Here is a 12,296-nt window from a genome sequence, read left to right on the forward strand (position 1 = left end):
GGCAAGCCGGTGAGGAGTCCGGCGGCGGCGAGCAGGTGGACGCCGGCGCACACCCCGCCCACGCGCCGTGCGGTCGGAGCCGCAGCGGCGAGCCATGCGACGACGTCCCGGTCGACGACGGCCTGGTAGCGGCCGTCGTCGGTGTCCATGGCGCCGGCCACGAGGAGGGTGTCGACGCCCGGGCGCACATCGGTCAGCGACCGCGTGGCGACCAGGCTGATCCCGGCGGCGGTGGGCAGCGGGCCGGCCTGCGCGGCGGCGATCTCGACCCGGTAGGCGGGTGCGTTCCCGGCCACCAGACGGGAGACGACGGAGAAGACCTCCGCCGGGCCGGTCACCTCCAGCAACTCGACCCCGGGGAACGCGGCGATGACGACGGTGCGTGGTTCGGGCATGCCCCGATCCTTCCGCCGCCCTGCCCACGTCCGCAATGACTGGGTTCTGTCACATCCGGCCATCGCTCCGACGGCCGGAGCACGGTGCCCGGCCGGGCGACCGTCCTCGTCCCGCGGACTGGGCCGCGCGCGGCGGATCGCCCGAGCCGCCGTCCCGGCGCCGGCGGTCGCCGGCGTGCGAGGTGACGCCGTGCCGTCGTGGACCAAGCGTCCACGCGGCCTCGCCTGGAGCGGCGGGGGAGGCGGGGTTACCGTGCTGTTGTCCCCGGGCGGAGCCGACTGCTCCGCCCACTGTCCGCAGGAGGTACCCATGTCCTCGAAGCGACGTCGCAAGAAGAAGGGGCGGCGCAAGCACGCGGCCAACCACGGGCGGCGCCCGCAGTGCTGATCCCCACCCCTGAAGGGTGAAGGGGGGGCTCAGTCCTCCAGGGCGTCGCTGACGCTGGGGTAGCAGGGCAGGAGCGGGGTGAGACCGACGATCTCCAAGGTGCGCAGGACGGGCCTGCGCACCCCTGCCAGCCGCAGCCAGCCCGCGGACCCGTGGGCCTGGTGCCCGGCGATGAGCACGTTGATGCCGCTGGAGTCCATGAACGGCACGCCGCTGAGGTCCGCCACGGTGCGCGCCCCGTCGGGTTCCGCGGGGGTGAGGGCCCGGCGCAGGGCGCCGGAGGTGTGGTGGTCGACCTCGCCGGTGACCGTGACGACAGTGACGCCGTCGACGACCGACCGGGTGACCGACAGCCCGTCCGGCCCGGCCTGTTCGTTCGTGCCTGTCGCGTCTGCCGTGTCTGCCACGAGATCCTCGTCCACGCTCGTCGCCCGATCCTTGCCCTGAGCTTTCCTCTCCGGGAGGCTGCCCAGGATCCCGCGGAGGATGCCGGTGGGTCCTGCCGTGCTCACGGCAACCGGTGAGAATCCCTGCAACCTCTCAGGCCTCTCGTGTGTCCAGTACATGACTGCATACCGAAGAGGAGATTCACCGTGCGCTCACCCCTCCGTTCCACGGCGGCGGCCGCGGCCGCCGCGGCGATCGGCATCGGCGTCCCCGCCCTCGCCGTCCCCGTGGCGCACGCCGAGGAACTCGCCCCCGACCTGGTGATCTCCACGCTCCCGACCGCCTCCCCCAAGCCGGGCGAGCTCTACGACCACGCCGTCACCGTCACCAACAAGGGCACGGGGCCGGCGGCCCACGTCAGCTTCCGGATCCGGCTGACCCGCGGCCTGGACTTCCCCGACCAGGTCAAGGGCTGCACCTACGCCACCCTCGCCGACCACGTCCGCCAGGCGCTGTGCGAGCTGGACACGGTCGTCGAACCCGGCGCGTCGATCACCGTGCCCGTACGGTTCAAGGCCCTGCCGCAGGCGCTGATGGAGGCCGTCGAGTACGGCACGGGCCGCACCGGGGAGACGCCCGGCGACGGCTTCGGGGACAGCTACCGGCGGCTGGCCCTGACCGCGGACAGCACCGCCGACCTGGCGGCGGAGGGAGACCTGGTGGAGGGCGCGCCCGGCAGCCGGGTCACCGTCACCGCGACGCTGCGCAACAACGGTCCCGGCTGGGTCCGCGACGAGGAGAGCGACGACCAGCCGGCCCTGATGGTGCGCATCCCGGTGGGAACCGTCGCCAAGGAGGTGCCCGGGGACTGTGAGCCGTTCGGCACCGACGGACCGACCGGGCCCTCGGAGCCGGGCCACGCGCGCTACGTCTGCTGGCCCGCCGACCACACCCTCGACGTCGACCAGTCCCTCGACTACACCTTCGTCCTGCAGATCGGGAAGACGGCACGGAACACCAAGGGCCAGGTCACGGCCAGCTCGGTGTACGGCATCCACCCCGCGTTCGACAAGAACCCGGCCAACGACACCGCGTACCTCGCCGTGGACGTCACCGGCGGCGGGGACCCGGGCACCAGCACCGCCGGCGGAACGACGACCGGCGGCGACACCGGCGGTTCCGGCACGGCGGGCAGCGGCGACCCGCACGGCCAGTCGACGGGCGGTTCCGGCACGAGCGGTGCGACCGGCACGACGGGTACCGGCGGCACGAGCGGTGCGACCGGCACGACGGGTACGTCCGGTGACACCTCCGGTACCACCGGCACCGCGGCGTCCACGGCCACCGGCTCCACCACCTCCGGTGCCGGCACCGCGGCCGGCGGCACCCTCGCGAGCACCGGCAGCGACGGCATGCCGCTCCTGGCCGCCGGCGCGGTGGGGGTGACCGCCCTCGGCGGGCTCGTACTCGTGGCCGTACGCCGCCGGAGCGCCGGGAAGTGACCGCCGGCTCCCGGCCGCCCGGCCGGGAGCCGACGGCCCGGCGCACCCCGGGCCGCGCCGCGCTCCATGGGGCGTGGCCGCGCCGAGCAGCGCCTACAGGAACGCGGCAGGGGTCGGCGCCAGGAACGCCCCGCACAGGGCGGGGGCCACGAGCACCGCGTTGCAGCCCATCGTGCCGTCGCCCGGAAACGCAGGCGCGGCGATCGTCATCGCGCTCGTCGGCAGGCAGTACGGCAGGGCAGGAGCCGAATCCCCGAGTCCGAAGAGCACGACCGGCGCGCACTGGTGCTGTCCGTGCTGTTGGGAAGGCCTGTTTGCTAGATTGCGCAACTACGCAATCGAGCGCTGGTGCGACCGTTCAGGGGAGTGGGACATGAGCGACCCGTGGGACGGTCCGGCCGGCCAGGTCACGCGCAGCCGGGCGGCGGCCCGGGCCGCCGCCCGTGCGCGCGGCGGGGCACGGCCCCGGCGCCGGGGCCGCTCGGCGGGCCGCGGCAGGCGGTTCCTGAAGATCACCGGAATCTGCCTGTCGGCCCTCATCGTGCTCACCGCCGGCGCGGGCTGGTGGTTCTACCAGCACCTGAACGGCAACATCCACAGCGTCTCGCTGGACGGCAAGGGCGGCACGGAGAAGGTCGACGCCTTCGGGCGCACCCCCATCAACATCCTGGTCATGGGCTCGGACGGCCGTACCAGCGCCACGGACTGCAAGCTGGGCGGCGGCTGCGCCAGGACGGGAGTGCAGACCGGGAGCAACGCGGACGTGGAGATGGTGCTGCACATATCCGCCGACCGCTCCGACGCCACCGTGATGAGCATCCCGCGCGACACCATGACCAGGGTGCCGGCCTGCAAGGACAGCGAGACCGGCCGCTCCACCGCCGACTACTACGGGCAGATCAACAGCGCGCTCCAGTACGGCCCCGCCTGCCAGGTGGCCACGGTCCACCGGCTCACCGGCATACCCGTCGACCACTTCGTCAAGCTCGACTTCTCCGGTGTCGTGAAGATGTCCGACGCGGTCGGCGGCGTCTCCGTGTGCGTCAGCGACGACGTCTACGACACCTACTCGCACCTGAAACTGTCCAAGGGCACCCACACCCTCAAGGGCGTCGCGGCCCTGGAGTTCGTACGGTCCCGGCACGGGTTCGGCGACGGCAGCGACCTCGGCCGTACGATCTCGCAGCACATCTTCCTGAGCGCGATGATCCGCAAGTTCAAGAGCGCGGGCACGCTCACCGATCCCGCCGCGGTCTACCGGCTCGCCGACGCCGCCACCAAGGCCCTGACCGTCGACGACGGCCTGGGCAGTGTGAAGAAGCTGATCTCGCTCGCGGACGACGTGAACAAGGTCCCGGCCCGGCGGATCACCTTCACCACCATGCAGACGGCCCCCGACCCGGCCGACGGCGACCGGGTCGTGGTGGGCGCCGGCGCCCGGTCCCTGTTCTCCGCGATCGCCGACGACCGTCCCCTGACCACGGGTTCCGGACGGAAGCCGGCGGCGGGCTCGGCGACCGGAAAGGCGCCGGCCACCGCCTCCGCCGTGCCCCCCGCGCAGATCACGGTGACGGTGGAGAACGGCACCGCGGTCACCGGCCGCGCCTCGGCCGTCGCCGCCGCCCTCGCCGACAAGGGCTTCAGCCCGGGCACCACCACGGCCAACGCCCCCAGTCCCGCGACGACCACCACCCTCACCTACGGAGCCGGCCGCAAGGCGGAGGCGCAGACCGTGGCCAAGGCACTCGGCCTGCCCTCCTCGCACCTGGAGCAGGGGACCGGCACGGGACTGACCCTGGTGATCGGCGGCGACTGGCCCAGCGGCACCGGCTACCCGGGCGGCGGCTCCGCGTCCGCGTCCGCCGACGCCAAGGCCGCCGTGGGCGGCGCCCACGCCTCCACCGCCGACCAGGCGAAGACCTGCGCCAAGGTCAGCCCCTACAGGACGGTGAGTGTCGACGGCGTCGCCATGACCCCGGCCCAGGCCTACGCGGCGGCACGGGACAGGCCCGACTCCGACACCTGAGCGGCACCCCCGGGGACCCGCCGGATCAGACCTTGCGCCAGCGCGCGTTGCACCAGGAGAAGACGCCGAACGCGGCCAGGCCGAGCGCGACCGCGGCGAGCAGCCACGGCCCGGCCGGCAGGTCGCGGAAACCGCGCAGCGTGTCGTCCATGCCCCGGGCCTTGCCCGGCTGGTGCTGGACGGCCGCCACGACGGCGAAGACGCCGGCCGCGGCGAACACGACACCGCGGGCGGAACCACCGGTCACCCCGACGGCCTCCACGACCTTGCGGGTCCTGGCGGACATCTCATGGGTCCGCAGGTGCTTGCGGAACGTCCGCTGCACGGCCCGTACCGCGATCCACAGCCCCGCGATCACCACGCCGACACCCGCGATGCCGAGGATCCACTGGCCGCCGGGCCACTCCAGCACCTTGGCGGTGACGTCATCGGTGTTCCGGTCGGAGGACCCGCTGCCGCTGCCCCGGTCCCCGGCCGCGTAGGCGAGCACCGAGTAGGACACGAAAGCGTAGAAGACGGAGCGCAAGAGGTCCGCCGCGCGGTGGGAGAGCTTGGATCCGTCGGGGCCCGGCCCGCCGAACGCCGCCTCCGACAGCCGCCACAGCGCCATCCCGGCCAGGCCGATGCCGACGATCCACAGCATCACCGACCCGAACGGCCGGCCGGCCAGCTCCCCGAGGGCGCCGCCGCGGTCGGCCTGCTTCCCGCCGCTGTCACCGCCGAAGGCGATCTGCAGCGCGATGACCGCCACGAGTACGTAGATCAGTCCGCGTGCCGCGAACCCGGCCCGGGCCGCTGCGGCCATGGCCGTGCTGTCCGCCGCCCGGCGCGCCCCGAACCGTCCCTGAAGTGCCCATGAGCGTGCGTTCATATACCGCCGATGCCCCCGCATCGCGGTCCGACACCTGCTCGCCGAGTCGGCCCGGCCGGGTACGGCCCGGGTGGCTGTCGCCGTTCGCGTCCGGCCGTGCCGCGGCCGTTTTGTGCCCGCGCCTCCCGTATGCCGGGCGCATGTGCCACCTGTGCGCCAACCGCCCCGGTGCGCCTTTCAGTTGACATCCGTGCGGTATGGTACGAGCGAGTTGGTTTAATTTTCAGCTTGAGGGAGGGTCCATGGCTCAGCAGGAGCGAGCTGTCCGGACCCGACGCGCTGTTCTCGAGGCCGCCGCGGCCGTCTTCGCCGAGCGCGGCTACGCGGCCGCCACCATCGCCGAGATCCTCAACCGGGCCGGCGTCACCAAGGGCGCCCTGTACTTCCACTTCGCCTCCAAGGCGGCCCTCGCCCGCGGTGTGCTCCAGGAGCAGATGCGGACCGAGTACCACGTCCCCCGTGAACTCAAGCTCCAGGAGTGGGTCGACGCGGGCATGACCCTGGCCAAACGGTTGCCCCGGGAACCCGTCCTGCTCGCCGGGGTCAGGCTGTCGGCCGACCTCCAGGGCCACGACGTCCTCGGCAGCGCCTGGCCGGCCTGGGCCCGGCTGACCTCGTGCGTCCTGACGGAGGCCAAGGAACGCGGCGAGGTGCTCCCGCACGTCGTGCCCGAGGAGACCGCCCAGGTGTTCCTCGAGGCGTGGATAGGCGTGCAGTTCGTCTCCCAGGCCGTGGCCGGCTGGGCCGACCTGGACGAGCGGATGTCGGCGCTCTACGGCCACCTGCTGCCCGCGATCGCCGCCCCGGCCGTTCTCGTCCGCCTGGACACCGCTCCGGACCGGGGCGCCCGTGTGATCGCCGAGGTCCACCGGCGGTCGGCGGCCCTGGCGGGCGTCCCCGGCTGAGCCGCGCCCCGTCCCCCGCACGGTGCGCGTGACGGCGCGTACCAAACCGCCGAGCCGGTTTGTGTCCGCCGGGCAAACCGGTCGCCGCACCCGCCCGGGCCGAGACGGCGGCTCCCGCCTGCCCGGCGGCAGGTCCTGGTCGAGCCGGCCCGCGCAACGGCTCCCGAGCCCCCACCGAGGCGTGCGCCGGAGCACCGCCGCCGGAAAACGGGCGCACGGCAGCACATCACCGGGACGAGGGTCGACGCGATCGCCGAGTTCACCCGCGCCGCGCTCCCCGCGGCCGCCTGGGACGGTGAGGTCACCTACGAGGCAGTGCACACGCGATTCCTGCGGCCCGGACCCGGACGGTCACGTGGCTGGTTCCCGTACCGCCCCCGTCCCGAGCGGGCGGAACGGGTCGCCGCCCTCACCGGCCACGTGTGCTCGCGGCCGGACGGCTGAAGCGTGCGGGCCGGACGGACGGTGGCGCATCCGCGGCCCTGCTGCGCGGGGAAGCTGCACGGGATGCCCGCCGTGCGGCGGGCGGGCCGTGAGGAGGAGACGTGGGCGCCGAGTGCGACGCGGTGGTGGTGGGGGCCGGACTGGCGGGCCTGGCCTGTGCCCGCGACCTGCACGCGCTGGGCCTGCGGGTCCGCGTGCTGGAGGCCGGGGACGGGGTGGGCGGCCGGATGCGGACCGACCACGTGGAGGGCTGTGTGGTGGACCGCGGATTCCAGGTGTTCAACACCGCCTATCCGCAGGTGCGCCGGCGCCTCCCCCTGGGGCGCCTGCGGCTGCGGCCCTTCACACCGGGTTTCCTGGTCCACGACGGGGAGCGGCGGCTGCGGTTCGCCGACCCGACACGGGCGCCCAGGCAGGCGTTCGACGGGCTCACCGGCGGACTCGCCGGACCGCGTGACCTGGCGGCGCTGGCCGCGCTGACCGGCTTCGACGCGCTGGCCCCGGCGGCACTCGTCCGGCGTGCTCCGGAGACCTCCACGCGGCGCCTGCTGGCGGCGGCCGGCTTCGGCGAGGGGTTCGTGGAGCGGTTCTTCCGCCCGTTCCTGAGCGGTGTGTTCCTGGAGGACGACCTCGCCACGTCGAGCCGGTTCTTCCACCTGGTGTGGCGCAGCATGGTGCGCGGCACGCTCTGCCTGCCCGCCGCCGGCGTCGCCGCCGTGCCCGAGTTGCTGGCCTCGGCGCTGCCGCCCGGGACGGTCGCCCTGGAATCCCCGGTGACGGAGCTCACGGAGGACGGTGCCGTGGTCGGCGGGGAGCGCACGGTGGCCGCGCGGGCGGTGGTGGTCGCGGCGGACGCCGAGACGGCGGCCCGGCTGCTGCCCGGCCTCGACGTGCCGCCGTACCGCACGGTGACGACCTACCACCACCTCGCGCCGGGCTCGCCGTTGCGCGAGCCGACCCTGGTCACGGACGTACGGCTGCGGTTCACCAACAGCGTGGTCCTGAGCGAACTCCATCGCTCCTACGCGCCGCGCGGGTACGCCCTGGTGGCCACGTCCGTCCGGGGTGAGGGCGGTGCGGCGCGGGAGAGCGCGCTGCGGACGGCCCTGGCCGAGTGCTACGGCACCGACACGGCGGACTGGCACCTGCTCACCGCCCGGACGGTCGCGGGTGCCCTGCCGGCCATGCGGCCGCCCCTGACGCTCAGCCGTCGCGCCCGGGTGGGGCCGGGACGCTACGTGTGCGGCGACCACCGGGCGACGGGCTCGGTGCAGGGCGCGCTCGCCTCGGGAGCACGGGCCGCCCGGGAAGTGGCCGCCGACCTGGGCCGGGCCGGCTGAGGGTTGCAGTGAGTCGCGCGGCGGTCCTGGGCTGCCTCGCCCGACGACCTGCGGAACACGCCCTTCCGTGTCTCGGCGGAAAGGCGACGCGCGCGAGGACACCCCCCGGGCCACCGGTGTGGCGCCCCCGGGGGCGTTCCCGTGACGGCGGCGGCTCCCCGACGCGCCTGCCCGCCGAACTTCCCTGCTAGAGCAGCCTTTTCGCGTCCGCGCATCGCCTGGCCTCGTCTTTGTCCGGAAAATTGGCCGGTTTGGCCGCCTGGCCCGGACCACGCGTTTTTCGTGCCGGAACACCTGCTCACGGTCACTAGGATGTGGGGCCAAGACAACCATGCGACCGCCCCGTCGAATCGGGGCCGGTCGGGTCGCCGATGCCAGGGACCGCTCCCCGGGCTGCGGTGATCTTCCTTCCAGGAGGACCCTCCGCATGTTCCGACGAATAGGCAACGTCGTCGTCCGTCATCCCATTTGGACGATTGTGGCGTGGCTGATCGCCGCGGTGGCGATTGTCGCCACCGCACCGAGTCTGCCCTCGAACAGTGACGAGAGCAGTTTCCTGCCCAAGAGTTACGAATCCATCAAAGCGGCGGATCTCCAGCAGAGGGCGTTCCCCAGCGCCTTCACCCCGTCCGCGATCGCCCTCTACCAGCGCACCGACGGCGGCAAGCTCACCGCCGACGACCAGAAGGACGTCGCCCGGATCACCACCGAACTGGGCAAGAAGCACATCGACCAGGTGCAGAAGGTCGTCCCCGGCCAGCCGTCCAAGGACGGCAGGTACACCCTGACCCTGGTGCAGATGGACAGCAAGAACGCCGGTCAGCCCATTCAGAACGACGCGGCGAAGGAGCTGCGTGACGAGGCCAAGAAATTGGCCAAGGGCACCGACCTCGACGTCAAACTCGGCGGCTCCGCCGTGGAGGCACTCGACCAGGAGGACTCGTCCAAGCGCGGCGAGGCCATCATCGGTATCGGTACCTTCGCCATCATCCTGGTGACGCTGCTGATCATCTTCCGGGCGCCGCTCCTCGCGATACTGCCCCTGGTGCTGATCGGCCTGGTCTCCGCCGTCGCCAACGGTCTGATCGCCTACGCCACGAAACTGTTCGACCTCCAGGCCAACAGCTCGATCTCCTCCATCCTCATCGTCGTGCTCTTCGGTGTGGGCACCGACTACTTCCTGTTCCTGATATTCCGTTATCGCGAGAGCCTGCGCGCCGGTGACGAGCCCAAACTGGCCATGATCAACGCGGTGGGACGGGTCGGCGAGGCCATCGCCTCGGCGGCGGGGGCGGTCATCATCGCCTTCCTCGCCCTGGTGCTGTCCACGCTGGGCTTCCTGAAGCAGATGGGTCCGGCGCTCGCCATCGCGGTCGGCGCCACTCTCGTCGCCGGCCTGACCCTGATCCCCGCCGTGGTCTCGCTCATCGGACCGAAGGTCTTCTGGCCCTCGAAGTCCTGGCAGCAGGAACCGCAGAACGCCCGCTTCGCCGCCCTCGGCCGGAGTGTCCAGCGTCGCCCGGCACTGACCGCCGTCGCGTCCGGGCTCATCCTGCTCGCCCTGTCGACCGGCATCGTCGGCTACAAGGCCTCCTTCGACCTGGCCTCGGGCTCCATGCCCAAGACCAAGGAGTCGATGGTCGTGCAGGACCGGATGCAGAAGGCGTACTCGGCGGGCGCCGCGGCACCCACCGACGTCTACCTGTCCAGCACCGACGGCAAGCCGCTGGACCGGTCCGCCTTCGACGCGTACGCGCGCAAGCTCGGCGCCGTGGACGGCGTGGCGAACGCCCGTATGAGCCAGGTGAACAAGGCCGGTACCACCGCGGACTTCACCGTCACGCTCAAGTACGAGGCGTCGACGGACAAGGCGATCGACGCCGTGGGCCGGGTCCGCGACGTCGCGCACAACGAGGCGCCGGGCGGCACGGAGGCCCTGGTCGGCGGCATGTCCTCGATCTTCAAGGACATCGACGCCGCGGTCAATCACGACTACCGGACGGTCTTCCCCGTCGCCGCCCTCCTCATCATGGTGATCCTGGGCCTGCTGCTGCGCAGTGTGGTCGCCCCCTGGTACCTCATCGCCTCCGTGGGCCTCGGTTTCGGTGCCACCCTCGGTGCCACCGTGTGGGTCTTCCAGGAGGGGCAGGGCCATTCGGGCCTGATGTTCATGCTGCCGGTGATCATGTATCTGTTCGTGGTCGCGATCGGAACCGACTACAACATCCTCATGATCGCCCGGCTGCGGGAGGAGGCCCGCGAGGGCCGGGAGCCGCGTGAGGCGGCCGGCATGGCGCTCCGGCACGCCGGACCGACCGTGGCCGCGGCCGGCTTCATCCTCGCGGCGACCTTCGCCACGATGATGCTGGCGGGCAACTCGCTGCTCTCGGAGATGGGCTTCGCGGTCTCGTTCGGCATCACGGTGGCCGCGTTCGTCATGGCGATGTTCTTCACGCCGAGCCTCACGGCCCTGATCGGTCACGCGGCCTGGTGGCCGGGCCACGGGGACCGGGCGCGGGTGCCGGCTGCCGGCACCGCGGGGTCCGGCCCCGTCCGGGGTGACGAGGAGCGGGACAGCACCGCCCACGATCCCGCCGGGCGCCGCGGCTAGCGGCACGCGGGACGACGGAAGGTCCTGCCGGGCCCCACGGCCCGGCAGGACCTTTTTCGTGTCTGTGTTCTCGTGGTTCTCGTGCCCGCGACCGGGTGCCCGTACGGCTCAGCGGCCGGCGTCCGCCAGCCGGCGCAGCACCTCCACCGCCCGCCCGGCCTGCTCGTACGGCACGAAGAGGTGGTCGTGGTGGAAGCCCGCGACGACATTGCAGCTCAGGCCCGCGTCGGCGAGGGCCCGGGCGACGGCGGCCGTCAGACCGACCGCGTCCAGCGCGGAGTGGACGCGCAGGGTGATCCACCCGGCCACGTAGTCGTACGCCATCCCGGCCGCGTCCGCGTCCGCCTGTGGCACCACGAGGGTCAGGCCCTCCTGCTCGGCGACCGTGACCACCGGCGTGACCCCGGCGGGCACGCCGTCCTCGGCCACCGTGAAGACATAGCGGCCCGGGTTCAACTCCGGCCGCATACCGCTCAACAGCTTGCGCAGATCAGTCTCACCGGTCACGGCACCCACCCTAAGGGCTACCGGACCGCCCGCCCGCCCCGGGCATCCGCCGAGCGCGCGGCGCATGCTCGTGTGAGCCCTGTACGCGCCCCCTGCCCCGCGACAAGACTCCGCTGTCGGCGGGCGGCGGCCGCCACCGTCCGCCCGCGCCCACACCGAGGAAGGCAGGTGGCCCACCGTGCTGTTGCGTCTGCCCACGTCCGTGACGGAAGCCCGGGAATACCTGGCCGAGGGGGCCGTGCCGGTCGGCGGTGCGACGCTGGTGTGGGCCACCTGGCAACGGGACGGATTCCCCGAACTGGCGCTTTCCCTGCGGGAAGTGCCGGAGGCCAACGTCCTGGGCCCGCACACCGTGGGCGGGGCCGTGCTGCTGCACCGGATCGGCGCCGGCGTGCCGGACGTCCTGCGGCTGGCCGCCGCCACCGTCGGCACCGGCGCAGTACGGCGGACGGCGACCGTCGGCGGCAACATCGTCGGCAGCACCCTGCGCTGCCTGCTGCCCGCCGCGCTCGTCCTGGACGCCCGGGCGACGGTCCTGGAACCCGACGGCGTCCGCGAGGCGGACCTGGCCGAGGTGGTCGCCAAGCGCCCCGTCCTGCTCAGCCTGCGCTGGAACCCGCCGATCGCCTCCGCGTACCGCAAGCTGCCCGGCGAGGCGGGCGGAGCCCCGCCCCTCGTCGTGGCCTCGGCCCTGCACGCCGGGCGGGGGACGCCCGGCCGACTGCGCGTCGCCGTACGGGACGGTTACGACGTCCTGCGCGGCACCACGTGCGAGCCCGGCACCGACGCGACCCTCGCCGCGCTGCGCGGCACGGCCCTGCGTGAACTGCCCTCCGCCGCATGGGACATCGTCCGGACACAGGTCACCGGCCTGCTGGAGGACCGCGGCGCGGAGTGACGGGGCGGCCGGCCCGCCGGCG

At 73.1% G+C, this 12,296-nt stretch carries 11 protein-coding genes; 7 read left to right on the forward strand and 4 right to left on the reverse strand.

Annotated features, from left to right (window positions below):
• Positions 1–395 (reverse strand): DJ-1/PfpI family protein (locus IE312_RS39115; RefSeq protein ID WP_229899206.1); only part of this gene is annotated, 395 nt, incomplete at its 3' end.
• Positions 396–705: 310 nt separating this feature from the next.
• On the opposite strand from IE312_RS39115, the gene IE312_RS44715 reads away from it, so the two are divergent.
• Entirely contained in the window at positions 706–783 is a 78-nt protein-coding gene (locus IE312_RS44715; protein WP_465560540.1) for a 50S ribosomal protein bL37, read from the forward strand.
• Between the two features lie 29 nt (positions 784–812).
• Here IE312_RS44715 and IE312_RS06745 read toward each other — a convergent pair whose 3' ends face one another.
• Positions 813–1,190, reverse strand: a complete 378-nt coding sequence (locus tag IE312_RS06745; protein ID WP_229899208.1) for an STAS domain-containing protein — start codon at positions 1,188–1,190, stop codon at positions 813–815.
• A 186-nt stretch (positions 1,191–1,376) separates the two neighbouring features.
• On the opposite strand from IE312_RS06745, the gene IE312_RS06750 reads away from it, so the two are divergent.
• A complete protein-coding gene (locus IE312_RS06750; RefSeq protein WP_189979264.1) occupies positions 1,377–2,672 on the forward strand; it encodes a COG1361 family protein in 1,296 nt (431 codons plus the stop codon).
• Between the two features lie 373 nt (positions 2,673–3,045).
• Entirely contained in the window at positions 3,046–4,698 is a 1,653-nt protein-coding gene (locus tag IE312_RS06755; protein ID WP_189979266.1) for an LCP family protein, read from the forward strand.
• Between the two features lie 25 nt (positions 4,699–4,723).
• Here the strand turns inward: IE312_RS06755 and IE312_RS06760 are convergent, their stop codons facing one another.
• Complete coding sequence (locus tag IE312_RS06760) at positions 4,724–5,503, reverse strand: DUF1206 domain-containing protein (RefSeq protein ID WP_370467522.1); 780 nt, start codon at positions 5,501–5,503, stop codon at positions 4,724–4,726.
• Between the two features lie 308 nt (positions 5,504–5,811).
• On the opposite strand from IE312_RS06760, the gene IE312_RS06765 reads away from it, so the two are divergent.
• From IE312_RS06765 to IE312_RS06775, 3 genes are all read left to right on the forward strand, one after another.
• Positions 5,812–6,474, forward strand: a complete 663-nt coding sequence (locus IE312_RS06765) for a ScbR family autoregulator-binding transcription factor (RefSeq protein WP_189979269.1) — start codon at positions 5,812–5,814, stop codon at positions 6,472–6,474.
• A 545-nt stretch (positions 6,475–7,019) separates the two neighbouring features.
• Complete coding sequence (locus tag IE312_RS06770) at positions 7,020–8,258, forward strand: FAD-dependent oxidoreductase (protein ID WP_189979271.1); 1,239 nt, start codon at positions 7,020–7,022, stop codon at positions 8,256–8,258.
• A 427-nt stretch (positions 8,259–8,685) separates the two neighbouring features.
• Positions 8,686–10,869, forward strand: a complete 2,184-nt coding sequence (locus IE312_RS06775) for an MMPL family transporter (RefSeq protein WP_189979273.1) — start codon at positions 8,686–8,688, stop codon at positions 10,867–10,869.
• A gap of 108 nt (positions 10,870–10,977) precedes the next feature.
• Here IE312_RS06775 and IE312_RS06780 read toward each other — a convergent pair whose 3' ends face one another.
• Entirely contained in the window at positions 10,978–11,376 is a 399-nt protein-coding gene (locus IE312_RS06780) for an ACT domain-containing protein (RefSeq protein ID WP_189979275.1), read from the reverse strand.
• Between the two features lie 178 nt (positions 11,377–11,554).
• Here IE312_RS06780 and IE312_RS06785 point away from each other — a divergent pair, with 178 nt between their 5' ends.
• Positions 11,555–12,274, forward strand: coding sequence for an FAD binding domain-containing protein (locus tag IE312_RS06785; RefSeq protein WP_189979277.1), 720 nt, complete (start codon positions 11,555–11,557; stop codon positions 12,272–12,274).
• Positions 12,275–12,296 lie beyond the last annotated feature (22 nt).

Origin of the sequence: Streptomyces capoamus (genome assembly GCF_014654935.1) — a bacterium.
Lineage (GTDB): Bacteria > Actinomycetota > Actinomycetes > Streptomycetales > Streptomycetaceae > Streptomyces > Streptomyces capoamus.